Annotated in this window: 15 protein-coding genes; 7 read left to right on the top strand and 8 right to left on the bottom strand. The window is 68.2% G+C overall.

What is annotated here, in order from left to right; translation table 11 throughout:
• Positions 1-348: 348 nt before the first annotated feature.
• Complete coding sequence (locus ACFWN7_RS13185; RefSeq protein WP_376939268.1) at positions 349-885, bottom strand: YbhB/YbcL family Raf kinase inhibitor-like protein; 537 nt, start codon at positions 883-885, stop codon at positions 349-351.
• Positions 886-986: 101 nt separating this feature from the next.
• Here ACFWN7_RS13185 and ACFWN7_RS13180 point away from each other — a divergent pair, with 101 nt between their 5' ends.
• The gene (locus tag ACFWN7_RS13180; RefSeq protein WP_376939267.1) at positions 987-1,907 is read left to right on the top strand and encodes a rhodanese-related sulfurtransferase; all 921 of its coding nucleotides are present in this window, start codon (positions 987-989) and stop codon (positions 1,905-1,907) included.
• Here ACFWN7_RS13180 and ACFWN7_RS13175 read toward each other — a convergent pair.
• The 3 genes from ACFWN7_RS13175 to ACFWN7_RS13165 form a co-directional block, all read right to left on the bottom strand.
• Complete coding sequence (locus tag ACFWN7_RS13175) at positions 1,898-2,422, bottom strand: hypothetical protein (protein WP_376939266.1); 525 nt, start codon at positions 2,420-2,422, stop codon at positions 1,898-1,900. The two genes, ACFWN7_RS13180 and ACFWN7_RS13175, sit on opposite strands and share 10 nt — an antisense overlap.
• Complete coding sequence (locus ACFWN7_RS13170) at positions 2,419-3,309, bottom strand: LssY C-terminal domain-containing protein (protein ID WP_376939265.1); 891 nt, start codon at positions 3,307-3,309, stop codon at positions 2,419-2,421. Before ACFWN7_RS13170 ends, ACFWN7_RS13175 begins: the two co-directional genes overlap by 4 nt.
• A 92-nt stretch (positions 3,310-3,401) precedes the next feature.
• Entirely contained in the window at positions 3,402-3,824 is a 423-nt protein-coding gene (locus ACFWN7_RS13165) for an ester cyclase (RefSeq protein ID WP_376939264.1), read from the bottom strand.
• 156 nt (positions 3,825-3,980) lie between these two features.
• Here ACFWN7_RS13165 and ACFWN7_RS13160 point away from each other — a divergent pair, with 156 nt between their 5' ends.
• From ACFWN7_RS13160 to ACFWN7_RS13150, 3 genes are all read left to right on the top strand, one after another.
• Complete coding sequence (locus tag ACFWN7_RS13160; RefSeq protein ID WP_376939263.1) at positions 3,981-5,225, top strand: cysteine desulfurase-like protein; 1,245 nt, start codon at positions 3,981-3,983, stop codon at positions 5,223-5,225.
• A 267-nt stretch (positions 5,226-5,492) separates the two neighbouring features.
• Positions 5,493-7,244 carry a hypothetical protein gene (locus ACFWN7_RS13155; protein ID WP_376939262.1) on the top strand — a complete coding sequence of 584 codons (1,752 nt, stop codon included), beginning with the start codon at positions 5,493-5,495 and terminating at the stop codon, positions 7,242-7,244.
• Between the two features lie 22 nt (positions 7,245-7,266).
• Positions 7,267-7,653 (top strand): hypothetical protein, encoded by a 387-nt coding sequence (locus ACFWN7_RS13150; protein ID WP_376939261.1) that lies wholly within the window; start codon positions 7,267-7,269, stop codon positions 7,651-7,653.
• A 211-nt stretch (positions 7,654-7,864) separates the two neighbouring features.
• Here the strand turns inward: ACFWN7_RS13150 and ACFWN7_RS13145 are convergent, their stop codons facing one another.
• The 4 genes from ACFWN7_RS13145 to ACFWN7_RS13130 form a co-directional block, all read right to left on the bottom strand.
• Positions 7,865-8,401, bottom strand: a complete 537-nt coding sequence (locus ACFWN7_RS13145) for a hypothetical protein (protein ID WP_376939260.1) — start codon at positions 8,399-8,401, stop codon at positions 7,865-7,867.
• 178 nt (positions 8,402-8,579) lie between these two features.
• Positions 8,580-8,906: a hypothetical protein gene (locus tag ACFWN7_RS13140; protein ID WP_376939259.1), complete on the bottom strand. Its 327-nt coding sequence runs from the start codon at positions 8,904-8,906 to the stop codon at positions 8,580-8,582.
• A 573-nt stretch (positions 8,907-9,479) separates the two neighbouring features.
• Positions 9,480-9,938 carry a hypothetical protein gene (locus ACFWN7_RS13135; RefSeq protein WP_376939258.1) on the bottom strand — a complete coding sequence of 153 codons (459 nt, stop codon included), beginning with the start codon at positions 9,936-9,938 and terminating at the stop codon, positions 9,480-9,482.
• A 77-nt stretch (positions 9,939-10,015) separates the two neighbouring features.
• Positions 10,016-10,555: a helix-turn-helix domain-containing protein gene (locus ACFWN7_RS13130; RefSeq protein ID WP_376939257.1), complete on the bottom strand. Its 540-nt coding sequence runs from the start codon at positions 10,553-10,555 to the stop codon at positions 10,016-10,018.
• A 180-nt stretch (positions 10,556-10,735) separates the two neighbouring features.
• Here ACFWN7_RS13130 and ACFWN7_RS13125 point away from each other — a divergent pair, with 180 nt between their 5' ends.
• From ACFWN7_RS13125 to ACFWN7_RS13115, 3 genes are read left to right on the top strand one after another with little or no spacing between them, the layout of a single operon-like run.
• The gene (locus ACFWN7_RS13125) at positions 10,736-11,632 is read left to right on the top strand and encodes an ATP-binding cassette domain-containing protein (RefSeq protein WP_376939256.1); all 897 of its coding nucleotides are present in this window, start codon (positions 10,736-10,738) and stop codon (positions 11,630-11,632) included.
• The gene (locus tag ACFWN7_RS13120; RefSeq protein ID WP_376939255.1) at positions 11,632-12,459 is read left to right on the top strand and encodes an ABC transporter permease; all 828 of its coding nucleotides are present in this window, start codon (positions 11,632-11,634) and stop codon (positions 12,457-12,459) included. Before ACFWN7_RS13125 ends, ACFWN7_RS13120 begins: the two co-directional genes overlap by 1 nt.
• A gap of 2 nt (positions 12,460-12,461) precedes the next feature.
• Complete coding sequence (locus tag ACFWN7_RS13115) at positions 12,462-13,610, top strand: winged helix DNA-binding domain-containing protein (protein ID WP_376939254.1); 1,149 nt, start codon at positions 12,462-12,464, stop codon at positions 13,608-13,610.
• The last annotated feature ends 20 nt before the right edge of the window (positions 13,611-13,630 follow it).

Here is a 13,630-nt window from a genome sequence, read left to right as displayed (position 1 = left end):
GCGCTGTGCGAGGCACCCGCGAAGTTGCGGCGCTGTGCGAGGCACCCGCGAAGTTGCCGCGCCGCGCGAGGCACCCGCGACGTTGCGGCGCTGTGCGAGGCACCCGCGACGTTGCCGCGCCGCGCGAGGCAACCGCGGAGTTGCCGCGCCGCGCGAGGCACCCGCGAAGTTGCGGCGCTGTGCGAGGCACCCGCGACGTTGCGGCGCTGTGCGAGGCACCGCGGTGTTGTGGCGCCGCGCGAGGCACCCGCGGAGTTGCAACGTCGCGCGAGGCAACACCGCTGTTGCGGCGCCGGGCGAGGCACCCGCGCAGCTGCGGCGATGTGAGCCACCGGCGTCCGGCAGCGATCAGTCGCCTGACGCGGTGCCGATCAGGATGCCGCGGGCGATGCCGTGGAAGTGCAGACGCATGCCGAGCACGGCCGGTGCGGCGTCCGGCGGGACGGCGACACTCGGCACGTTGAGCGCCGTCACGACGAAGAAATACCGGTGCACGCCGGTGCCCCGAGGCGGCGTCGGCCCCGCGTACCGCCGCTCGCGATCGTCGTTGGGCAACGTGAGCGCGCCGGCGGGGAGCTTGGCGCCGCGTGCGGCGCCGGCATCCGTGTCGAGGCTCGTCACCGTGGCCGGGATGTTCGCGACCAGCCAGTGCCACCAGCCCGATGCGCTCGGTGCGTCGGGGTCGAAGCAGGTGACCGCGAAGCTGACCGTGCCGGGCGGGAAGCCCGACCAGCGCAGCTGCGGCGACGCGTCGCGACCGCCGGCCGCGGCGCCCCACTGCGGGCGTGCGAGCTCGTGTCCGTGTCGCACGTCGTCGCTCGTGAGCGAGAACGTGCCCATCGGCTTCAGCTGCTGGAGCAGCGCGTACGGATCGAAGTCGAGCATCGCGACCCTCCTCGGCGGATGCCGCCAGCCTACGCGCGCCGGCACACGGCGAGCACGTGGCATCCGCTCGTGGAATCTGCGTCTGCCCGTAAGATCTGGGGGTGGCCGTCGCCAAGATCCTCCTCTACTACGCCTTCACCCCGCTCGCCGACCCCGACGCGGTGCGGCTGTGGCAGCGCGACCTCGCCTCCTCGCTCGGACTCCGCGGGCGCATCCTCGTGTCGGAGCACGGCCTGAACGGCACCCTCGGCGGCGAGATGGGCGCACTGAAGCGCTACGTGCGCAAGACACGCGACTACCCCGCGTTCCGGCACATCGACTTCAAGTGGAGCGAGGGCACCGGCCTCGACGACGCCGGCGAGAGCCTCGACTTCCCGAAGCTCAGCGTGAAGGTGCGCGACGAGATCGTCTCGTTCGGAGCGCCCGGCGAGCTGCGCGTCGACGACCGTGGCGTGGTCGGCGGCGGCACGAGGCTCACGCCCGACGCGCTGCACGCACTCGTCGCCGAACGCGGCGACGACGTGGTCTTCTTCGACGGGCGCAACGCGCTCGAGGCGATGATCGGGCGATTCCGCGGCGCCGTGATGCCCGATGTCGAGACGACGCGCGACTTCGTCGAACTCCTCGACTCGGGCGAGTTCGACGAGCTGAAGGGCAGGCCCGTCGTGACGTACTGCACCGGCGGCATCCGTTGCGAGGTGCTCTCGAGCCTGATGGCGAGCCGCGGCTTCGGCGAGGTGTACCAGCTCGAGGGCGGCATCGTGCGATACGGCGAGCGCTTCGGCGACGACGGCCTGTGGCAGGGCTCGCTCTACGTCTTCGACGGGCGCGGCTCGATCGACTTCAGCGACCACGCCGCGGTGATCGGCGTGTGCACGGGTTGCGGCGCCGGCACGAACCGCACCGTCAACTGCACGGATGCCGCGTGCGACGCCGAGTTCGTGCTCTGTGCGTCGTGCGGGGCTGCCCGGTGCCCGACCCCGGCGGCTCAGCGGAGCGACCCGCAGCCGGGTTACGCGTGACGCGCGGGCCGCGGCCGTCGCGCGTACGCGCGGGCGGCGCGACTCGAGAGCGCGAGCATCACGAGGATGTCGAGCGAGAGCGTGAGGAGGGTGGTCTGCAACGTGATCTCCTGGTCGCCCGCCCACCAGGTCACGAACGACCCGCCGATGCTGAGCGTCGCGAACACCATCACCACGATGCGCGGCCAGTTGAGGCCGAACCAGATGAGCACGGCGAGCACGAGCTCCACCGACAGCACGACACCGCCGGCGACGAGCACCAGCGCGAGTGCGCCATCGGCGGCCGCCTCGAGGTCCTCGCTCGACATCTCGAGGCCGGAATCCCCGACCCCGCCCGCGAGGATGCCACGCCACTGGAACGCCAGCGCCGCGAGCCACAGCACGCCGGCGAGCACCCGCAACACGACGAGCGCCGCCCCGACGCTCGTCGCTGCCGGCCGGCGCATCGCGGGGTCCACAGGCACCGGTGCGACGAGCACCGTCGGCGACTCGAACGCGGAGCGCTTGTCGGTCATGACACCGGCTCCGCGGCATCCGTCGCCTCGATGGCGGTGACGGGCATCGCTCGCACATCGATCACCGGCAGGTCGCCGTCGGTGCGGATGGTGTCACCGCCGCCGTTGCGCGAGTGGTAGCCGGTCGAGAAGTCACGGATCTCCTCGACCTCGACCGCGGGGTCGGCATCACGGAGCGTCGCCACGATGTGGTCGCGTTCCACGTCGGTGTCGGTGTCGATCTTGTGCGTGATCTGCAGGGTGAAGAGCGAGAAGCCCACGGCGCGGTCGAAGGTTCCTGCGGCGAGCCAGTCCACGCGATACCCGCCGGGGAGCAGCCACCCCTCGGGGCAGCGCCAGAACCGCACATGATGTCGCTTGGCGGGATTGCCCGCCACCTCCTGCTGGTAGGCGGCATCCTGCTGCCGACCGAAGAGGAAGAGCGGGCTCACGGGCGCCTCGTCGTAGCTGCGGCGGGTCAGGGTCGACGTGATGATGCGCCAGGATGAACGCGCCGTGATCTCGTCGGCCCGGGTCCAGCCGGCCTGGAGCATCGCCGCGTGCAGCTGTCGCGCGTCGCCGCGCACGGCGAGGTTCACCGGATCGCCGAGCAGGCCGTCGCTCGTGCGTGCCCTGCCGATGAAGTAGTCGGGCACGTAGATCGTCGTGAGAATCCGGTGCAGTCGGGGCAGCACCAGGTACGCGAGCACCGCCCAGAACAGGATGAGTCCGAGGATGCCCCACCAGCCGAACGTGAACGACTCGCTGAACAGCAGCCACGCGAGCCAGATCGCGGCAAGCCCGGCGAACACGAAGAAGAAGCCGTCGAGGGCGGCGTTGACCGAGTACCGGCGCCGCGTCGCAGATCGCAGTGCCGTGTCGGATGCCGCGGCCCCCGCCCCGTTCATGTGATGCATGGTATCCCGGGCGAAGCGGCCGGCGTCGGTCGAAACCCGTGCTCGGCGTGGGTATCGGTCTGGCGCCGGGCCCCAGCCGTGGGTCATCCGCTGAGCGGGATGACGCCGAGTTGCCGGTAGAGCCCGAGCCGGTCGTACTCCACCCAGTCCTCCGCGAGCCTGCCGTCGGCGAAGCGGCCGATGATGATGACGGTCCATTCCGCCGCTTTGCCGGACGCGGCGATCCCGGCCCAGTCACCGTGCTGGGTGCCGCGCCAGTGGCCCCGCCACACGCCGCGGTCGCCGGCGAAGAACAGCTCATCGAGGGTGTACGTGAGATCCGGAAACGCGGTGAAGAAGTCCGTCATCGCCGCCCGCCACGCGCGGAGTCCGTGCAGGGTCTGCTGACCCAGCCAGTGGGACGACAGGTCTTCGATCCAGTACGATCCCAGATCGTCGAGCTCATGCCGGTTGAACACGGCCTCGATGTAGTCGCGGATCAACGTCTCGTGTGGCGATGCTGACACGGCAATGGCTCCTTGAGACTCGGCTGCTGATGGTGGGCATGATTTCGCCTCTCCTTCAGGCTGGCCCGAACGGGCCGACCGCGTCAATCGGGCAACGTGCAATGTTTCCGAGGCGATCAAGGTGCCAACCGCCGGGCCGTCGGTAGGCTTCCCGTCATGGCCTACGACGTCGCGCGCATCCGTTCGGAGTTCCCGTCGCTCGAGAGCGGGTGGGCGCAGTTCGACGGGCCGGGCGGCACGCAGACCCCACGGGCGGTGGGCGACGCCGTGGCATCCGTGCTCACCGGTCCGCTGTCGAACCGCGGCACCATCGGCGTGTCCGAGGAGCGGGCCGAAGCCGCGGTGCACGGGTTCCGGCTCGCGATGGCCGACCTCGTGAACGGGCATCCGCGCGGCATCGTGCACGGCCGCAGCGCGACGCAGCTCACCTACGACTTCTCACGCCACCTCTCGCGGGCGTGGGGCCCGGGCGACGAACTCGTCGTCACCCGGCTCGACCACGACTCGAACGTCAGGCCGTGGGTGCAGGCCGCCGAGCATGTCGGCGCGACCGTGCGCTGGGTCGACTTCGACCCCGAGACGGGCGAGCTCGCGACCGAGGCGGTCGCTGCCGTGCTGTCGGAGCGCACCCGGCTGGTCGCCGTGACCGCCGCCTCGAACCTCATCGGCACGATGCCAGACGTGGCTGCGATCGCCGCGGCCGTGCACGACGCCGGCGCACTGCTCTACGTCGACGGCGTGCACTACACGGCGCACGAGCTGCCCGATGTGGCCGGGCTCGGCGCCGACTTCTTCACGTGCTCGCCGTACAAGTTCCTCGGCCCGCACTGCGGCGTGCTGGTCGCGCGTCCCGAACTGCTCGAGACGATCGCGCCCGACAAGCTGCTCCCCGCGACGAACGCCGTGCCCGAGCGCTTCGAGTTCGGCACGCTGCCCTACGAGCTGCTCGCCGGTGTCACCGCGGCCGTCGACGTGCTCTCGGGGCTCTCGGAGGCCGCGGCTCCCTCGGGCGAGGCGGATGCCGCGGACGGCACGCATGCCGCGCACTCGCGCCGCGACCGGCTGGTCGCGTCGTACACCGCCCTCCACGAACACGAGGAGGGGCTGCGCGCGCGACTCGAGGAGGGACTCGCCGACCTGCCCGGCGTGACGCTATGGTCGCGGGCGTCGCGGCGTACGCCGACGCTGCTCGCCACGTTCACCGGCCACGCGGCATCCGACATCACGAAGGCCCTCGCCGCCGGCAAGGTACTCGCCCCGTCGGGAAATTTCTACGCGCTCGAGGCGTCGCGGCGCCTCGGACTCGGCGACGACGGCGGCCTGCGGGTCGGCCTCGCCCCGTACACGGATGAGTCCGACGTCGACCGGCTGCTCGAGGGGCTCGCGGCCGCGCTCACCTGAAACGCAACCCGCTCGAGTCGCGCCGTCTGGGGAGTCACACGACCGGCGGCGTGTATCGCATGTTCCCGAGTTCAGGTCGGCGTCTCTTCATGTACCCGTAGCGCCCAAACTGGACACGGTCTCGGCCGGCCCTTTGGAGCCGGTAACGCCCAAGTAACGGACGGGACGTACAAAAGGCACACGAGATGACCCGAATTCGGCTCATATCGGGAGGCCGAGAGAGTGTCCGCTTGCAAGAGGGTCCGAACCTGGATCACCAGGAATGTCTTGGTACCAGTCACTGCGTTCATTACGGAGGCACGAAAGAAGTGCCAGGAAGTACGGCAGTGGGTCGAAGAGAAGATCAGCAAGCCTATCGAGCGGTGGGAATCGCGACAGGAGAAGCTCTGCAAGAAGCTGCCGTGGTGGAACCCGCTGCGTTGGTTCTGCGAACTCGTCATGGTCATCGTCAAGGTGATCGTGTGGGTGGTTGTGACGGTCGTCAAGTGGGTCGTTACCATCGTGTGCCAAGTAGTCACCTTTGTGGTCGGCATCATCATCAAGTTTGTTCTGCGGGTAATCGGCTGGTTTGTCAGTTTTCTTGTCTGCCTATTCACAGATCCGCTCGAAGCACTCAAGTCCTTCCGTGACCTCTGGCCGATTGTCGTCGACGTGGTCGGAGAGATCTTCGACTTCATCGGAATACTGATCGATGACGTGATCGGGATCCTGCAAGACCTCGAGGATCTGCTCGATTCGTTGGCGGCGTCGATGGGATGGCTGGGCGTGATCCTGGGCTTTGTCAAAGGGATCGTCGGACTCATCCGCGGATGGATATCCGTCATCAAGGACGCAGTGGGCGCCCTTGGCGCCATCATCCAGGGCATTCTTAATCTCAACCTTTGTGATGTGATCCGCGGCCTCATCGATCTGGGAACGGCGATTGGCCGCGCGCTCTTGACCACAGGATTCGCCGCACTGCTTGTCATCTGGTTCCCATGGCTGGCCGCGATACTCCTGCTTGTGCGCGTTCTGGGTGCAGGCGCGGGTGGCGTGCGTGACACCGTCGACCGCATGCGCCTCGAGAAGGTCATCACCGACGCCATCAACACGGCTTTTGGTCAGGGCAGCGAACGAGCCACCCGCTCTATCGACTCCGTCGGCATCGGAGCAGCCCCGATGGGACTACCCTTCCACGCTGACGCCCGACGCCTCTACTTGGGTTCGGACGACCGCGAACCGGATCTCCGAGCACTCCATGAGGCAGGGATCATCGACCTGTACGCTCTCGCTGGCTATCTTTCGGACTGCGACGGTGCCCTAAATGAGCCCGACGGCGAGGTCGTCTACGCCGGAACAGACCTTCGGGTCTCTTATGCCGACCTTGAAACGTTCCTCAACGACGGACCCGGCTCAACGCCCGAGTTTCACGTCTTCCCCATTACGCGCGACCTGTTCCGCGTGCATCTGGAGACAGCACAACGCAAGGCGGCTCATCTGGGCGTCCAGCTCTTCTATTCGATCGGCGAGCTTAAGGCCACGTCACCCGATCATTTGCCACTCAACGTGGGCGAGGAGCGTCCCCCCGCAGGGCCCGGTGATGCCGTCCAACAAAGCCTGTTCGAACAGATGGGTCGCACAGGCGTCGACGACGATCTGTCGAGAATCCCTGCCATAAGCCATTTCCACTACGTCCTCGACAGTGACGGCAAGGAACTGTTCGGTCTCGCATCGTGGTTCCGCCCGTCGGTGAGGGACGCACGAAAGAGCGGAGTTACCTATCGGAATCGTGCGCCCGCCTGGGGATTCCTCTGGGTCTTGGTTCATGAGCTGGGCCACTATTGGGGCCTCAGCCACACGAACCGTTCCGGCGGCACCCGTAGTTTCAACGAGATCATGTACAAGAAGGATCCAGACGTGACGCTTGATGTGCTCCTTGAATACCTTCTGCTCGGCGGTGAACCGCGCTTCACACACGACGATGCTCTTACTACATGGGATTGGATCACCACCGACGGCGCAGCATCCCTGTTGCCGTAAGGATCACCGTGAGGAAGATCTGATGGACATCATCATCGAAAACCCAACCGAACTCCATACCCTCACCAACCGGCGCGCACGTCGTGGCGTAGAGCGGGTCACACTAGTCATCCCCGGCGCAGAAGAAGAAGCTCTCCGTCGGACCGAACGAGCCATCAACCGTGGCCTCCACGCCTGCGGCTGTGAGACCGGCGCAGTGTTCTTGGTCGCCGGTGCCGTCCTGCTCGCCGGTAGGGCACTGCTAGACCCGAACCAGATGGAATGGGCCAGTCCTCCGACGTGGTGGGGCGCAGGTCTCGTACTATTCACCGCAACGCTACTCGGAAAGATGGTCGGATTGGTCTGGGCGGAGTGGCAATTTCGCGCGGCCATCAACCGATTCCCGGAAGTGACAGACAGCGAACACTGAGCGGAGGCCACGCGATGGCCGAAGCCTTTCAGCTCGCTCTTCAAAGCCGAGTGCATCCGACCCCGCCATGCGCTCAAGGGCGGCTAGAAGCACGTCGGCGACGTAGAGATCGCCGCCAAGTACATCGACTCGTTCAACCACCGACGCCTGCACGGCGAACCTGGACAAACTCGCACCCGTTGAGCACGAGAACTGACGGACCCGAGGTCCGTTACGTACGCAGGATTAGACTGCTGGTTGGGGACGTCCCCATCACAGGCGTCGTGGCCGCATTGGCCGCCTTCCCCCAAACGTCGAAGCTGTAGATGCAGCCGGGCTGGAAGGCCAAGGTGTTGATGTCGTAGCCGACGGTCAGGCTGCTGGGAGCCTGCATGTCTGTCACCTCCCCCTCCGCTCGTGCCATCGGCTTTCCGTCGCGGAGCCCGGGGCCGTCCTTCTGACTGAGGTCATCCCCGATCGGGCAGGTCTCCCCGATCGTCATCCAGAGTTCGACGTAGCTCACGCCTCCTGGGTCCTCGGCCTTCACCGCGATGGTTCCTCCCGGCATCGTGAGCTCGACGTTCTTCTGCCCGGTGATGCTCAACAAACCCGTGTCCACTTGCTTCGCAGCAGTGACCGTCAGCGATAGCTCAGGCGCGGTGGTGTCGCCGGTGTCGCGGGTCACCGGCGGACCTTGGCAGGCCGTCAACAGCAGGATAGTGCTGGCGGTAACGCCCAGCACCAGCTCCGTCTTCCTGATCCGCCACATCTCGCGCCCTCCTCGTCGTTGAGCGCTTTCGCGTTGATGTCTCCGAAGCCCAGAGCGCGATCACGACCTTCGGCGTCGGCTGGCGGGCCACCGGGTGAATGGCCGTTGATGACCACGGAAGCCCCGGTCGGTCTCGGACCTGAAACGGGGTACCGCAACGTGGTCGACCGATGGCGCGCTAGTCAGCCCACCAGTGGCACCGGTTCCACCACCAGTGGCAGCACCGGTAGTAGGGATATCGGTAGTGCCACCACCAGCACCACAACGGGCGCCACGGGAAGTAGACCTCCGGGCGAAGGAAGGGATGCACGGGGACGAAGTCGGGCAGTTTCAGCTCGGCGAGGACCCGCTCGTCGATCTCGAGCCCGGCACTGCGGGCGACATCGAGGATTGAAAGTTGACTTTCCCCCTCGTCCACCTTTCCATTCACGATCTTGAACAGGGCTCCGAAAGCCTCGTTCGCCTCAGCATTCGCTCGCAGATAGACATCGTCGTCTTCAGACATTCCCGTTCCCCCCTCGTCTTGACGCATCGGACCCCGTCCGGTCCGATTCGGTCGAACGTAGCAAGGAGGCGTTACCTTTGCGTTATCGCCAGTCGCCCAGCACCACACGGGACGGTGACCCATTGATCCTCGCCGGGATGCCGGGCAGGGCAGGTCATCCTGACCTTGAGAGAGAATCAAAGCGAGTGACCGCTGCCGCTATTGCGGCTGTTCCTCGCAAATGGTTGGCGATGCTCCAATCTCGATGGAATAAGGCGCTGTGAAACGGCATCCGCTCGCGCCCCGCGGCCCGGGCGTGAGGCGCGACCGATCTACCCGACCGCGGAGTGCGCCGCTGCCGTTCGCGGCAGCCCGTCGGCGTCGGGCCGCCACCACAGCCCACAGCTCACCGGCGATCACGTGCATGGAGAGACCAAGCCAGAGGCCGGGGCGAAGCTCGACTCGAACGGCAGAAGACCGGTAGCGATGAACAGGCCGATCCACAACCTGATCGTGCCCACCCCGAGCCCGACGGCGAACGCGCGGATCCTCCACCGCCGGTGAATCCGTACGTTCCCCGCCCGACGTTGCGCATCACACTTCCACGGATGCGCGTCGGCGAGCCCTGCCGAGCGCCCACGGAAGCAATCCCCACAACACGAGCAGCGGGCTGATCAGTGCAAGCGGGCTGATGCGAGGGTCGGCGTCGTCCGCCACAGACGCGCTGCCGACGAATATCCACACGCCGGTGGCGACGGCGGCGAACCCCGCGCTGAAGATGACGGCGGCGGGCGACGCATCTGCGTTCCGTAGCGCCGACGTCGCGAGCATGCTGCACCCCCCACCGATCACGATCGCGCCGAGGGCGACGAGCCAGCCGGGCATGGTCGAGACGATCTCGTCTCCGTTCCACCGCGTCGGAAGGTCGACACTGAGAAGCCGCCCCCAGATCACGGTGAACACGATTGCGATCGCCGGTGGCACCCAGCAGAGCACGGTGGCGAGCGTCAACCGGGTGCGGGAGCGCGGAGCCGCGGTACTGACGTCGTCCATCCCTTTCAAGGTATGCCACTGAAGATGGTGGAGCCCACGGGTGGCCCCCTCGTGCACCTCGATGACGCTTTGCGGCATCAACCGGGGTCCGGGTCGGGCAGGAGCGTCGTCGAGAGCACGACGCGCTGCTTGCCTTCGCCCGGGTCGGTGAGGTACGGGCCGAGGAGCGCGGCGAGGCCCTCCTGGATCGTGGCGAGATCGGCGGTCGAGACGTAGAGGGGCGCTTGGCCGAATCCCAGGTATTCGCGAAGGTCGGCCGCGTTCACGGCGCCGGCGAACCGGTCGAAATCCCGGCCGAGGTGGGCGAGGAAGGTGACGAAGAACCGCTGCAGGTCCTCCGACTCCATGGCACGGAGTTCGGGCGCCTCGACCTGCGCCATGCGCGGGCCGAGGGTGAGCGTGCGTTCGACGGCGCCTCGCACGCGGCGCTCTTCGGCGACGGCGACGATCTCGGCGTCGACCAGCGCGGCGACGTGCCGATAGAGCGTGGCCTGGGCGACGTCGGGAAGCGCGGCTCGGAGCTCAGCGGTGGTGAGGTCGCGACCGCCGAGCTGCTGGATGATGCGCATCCGAACGGGATGCATGACGACATCGGCCAGGCGAAGCGATGAAGGCATCCGTTCCACCATTCTCAGCGTGATAACATTCTCGTTGTTGGCTCGATTCTACCGATCCGACAGCAGCTCATCGCTTGATGACGGCCTTCAAGATCCCTCGCACGACGGACGCCCCTGGCACGCATCGCTGGCTAGGGTGGCCGTGAGCCCGGGCCCATCCCCAACAGGTAAGGAGTGTGCATGCCGAGCGGCATCCCCATCGAGATCACCGGACTGAGCAAGCGATTCGGGCCGGTGACGGCCGTCGACGATCTCAGCTTCACCGTGCAACCGGGCCGGGTCACCGGGTTCCTGGGCCCGAACGGCGCCGGCAAGACCACGACCCTGCGGGTGCTGCTCGGCCTCGAGCGCGCGACCGCGGGCGGCGCGACCTTTGCGGGCACCACGTACCGCGACCTGCCGCGACCGCTCGCAACCGTGGGCGCCTCGCTGGACGCGAGCTTCCACCCGGGCCGCACCGCCCGCAACCACCTCAGCGTCTATGCCACTGCGGCCGGCATCCCCGCCTCGCGCGTGCCCGTCGTGCTCGACCAGGTCGGCATCGGCCAGTACGCGAACCGGCGCGTCGGCGGGTTCTCGCTCGGCATGCGGCAACGCCTCGCGCTCGCCTTCACCCTGCTCGGCGACCCCGGCGTCTTCGTGCTCGATGAGCCGGTCAACGGGCTCGACCCCGAGGGCATCAAGTGGATCCGTGGGTTCATGCGGGCACTCGCCGCCGAAGGCCGCACCGTGCTCGTGAGCTCGCACCTGCTCAGCGAGGTGCAGCAGAGCGTCGACGACGTCGTCATCATCTCGAAGGGCCGACTGGTCAAGAGCGGCACGCTCGCAAGCCTCGAGGCCGACATCGCGCCCCGCACGGTGGTCGACTCGCCCGACCGGCTGCGACTCGCTGCCGCTCTGGATGCCGCGAGGCTCTCCTACGCCGAGAACTCCCACGGGTTCATCGTCGACGAGCCCGATCCCGCGCTCGTCGGCCACGCGGCGTTCGTCGGCGGCGTCGAACTCGTCGCGCTGCACCGGATGACCACCGGACTCGAGGACTCGTTCCTCGCGCTCGTGGGCGGAGGTGCGGAGTGATGTCGTTCTTCCGCGCGACCGCCGCAGAGTTCTCGAAGGTCTTCACGACGCGCATGTGGTGGCTGCTCGCCATCCTGCTCGTCGCCTACGTCGCATTCATGGCGGGCGGGTTCGGCGCGTTCCTCGGCTGGGCGGTCGGGAATCCCGATGCCGCGGCCGGCGCCGGCCAGGCCCCGCTGCCGACCGGGATGCCGCTGGCACCGCTGCTCTACAGCTTCGCCTCGTCGATCGGCTACGTGTTCCCGGTGCTGCTCGGTGCCCTCGCCGTGACCGGGGAGTTCCGGCACAAGACGCTGACGCCCACGTTCCTCGCGGAGCCGCGCCGGTCGAACGTGCTCAGCGCCAAGTTCGGTTCTCAGCTCATCGTCGGCGCGGGCCTCGGTGCCGTCGCCTTCGCCACGTCGGTCGCCACCGGCGCGGCCGCCCTCGCGGCGTTCGGCCTCGACACCGAACTCGGCTCGAGCGACACGTGGGCACTCATCGGCCGCGGCGTGCTCGCGATGGCGCTGTGGGGCGCCGTCGGCGTCGGCCTCGGCGCGCTCGTGCCGAACCAGGTCGCGGCGATCGTGATCGTCATCGCGTTCACGCAGTTCATCGAGCCCATCCTGCGGCTGGCGGCGTCCCTGAACGACGTCACGGCGAACATCGGGCAGTTCCTGCCGGGCGCCGCGAGCGACGCATTGGTCGGGGCATCGTTCTACACCATCGCCGCGATGGGCTCACCCGAGTCGCTCGAATGGTGGCAGGGCGGGCTCGTGCTGTTCGCCATCGGCGCAGTCGCGGCGATCATCGGCGGCCTGACGACCTGGCGCAGGGACGTGTCGTAACGGTGGACCTCGCCGAACTCCGGTCGAGGCGGCTGTTCGCACAGGGGTTGCGCGGCGGTCCGCCGGTGACGGCGACGCCGACACCGGTCGAGGTGGTTTCGCGATCGATGGCGGTGCAGGCGCAGGAGTACCTCCCCGCCCAGTGGGGGCTCGCCCAGCGCCTCTCGGGCGACGGGCGACCGGATGCCGCGGGGGTCGCCGCGCTCGTCGACGGCGGTGAGATCCTGCGCACGCACGTGCTCCGGCCGACCTGGCACTTCGTGACCCCGGCCGATGCGCGGTGGCTCGTCGAGTTGTCGGCCGAGCGGGTGCACCGGGTGAACGGAACGTACTACCGTCGGCACGGCGTCGACGGAGCGGATGCCACGGCGAGCCTCGACGTCGTCGCCGCCGCGCTCGCGGACGGGCACCGCACCCGGGCCGAGCTGTCGGCCGCGCTCGAGGCCGCCGGCCGGCCGTCGAGCGGACTCGGATTCACCCTGCTGCTCATGTACGCCGAGCTCGAGCGCATCGCGATCTCGGGCGCGAGCGCCGGCAAGCAGCGCACGTACGCGGCTTTCGACGAGCGGGTGCCGGCCGCTCCGCCGAGGCCGCGCGCCGACGCGCTCGCCGAGCTCGCCGAGCGGTTCCTCCTCACCCGCGGCCCCGCTTCGGCGCGCGACTTCTCGGCGTGGTCCGGCTTCTCCCTCGGCGATGCCCGCACCGCGCTCGCCGACGCAGCCGACCGCACTGCAGGCCGTATCGAGCCGATCACGGGGCCCGACGACGAACAGCAGTGGCAGGATGCCGCGATCGCCGCCGCCTGGAGGGCGCGGTACCGGCCCGACGACCCCGGTCGGAACGTCGTCGACCTGCTGCAGGCGTACGACGAGTACATCATGGGCCATGCCGCGCCGCGCGCGTACCTGCAGCCGTCCGACCGCGCCGACCCCGTACACCCCGAGTTCCCGCTGCACGCGATGATGGTCGACGGCGTGATGGTCGGTCGGTGGGCGCCGGTGCTGGAGGCGAAGCGCGCGGCCGTGCGCATCGTTCCGTGGCGAGTGTTCTCGCGCGCCGAGGAGCGGTCACTCGCGGCATCCGTCGCCGAGGTCGAACGGTTCCTCGGCGTGCCCGTCACCGTTGAGCGAGAAGAGCCCACCGGGCCCTGATCGCCGGGCAGGCTACTCGT

Origin of the sequence: Agromyces sp. NPDC058484, from assembly GCF_042720415.1 — a bacterium.
Taxonomy (GTDB): Bacteria; Actinomycetota; Actinomycetes; order Actinomycetales; family Microbacteriaceae; genus Agromyces.
Note: the sequence above shows the minus strand (reverse complement) of the source record. Positions and strands in the feature narration are given on the sequence as shown.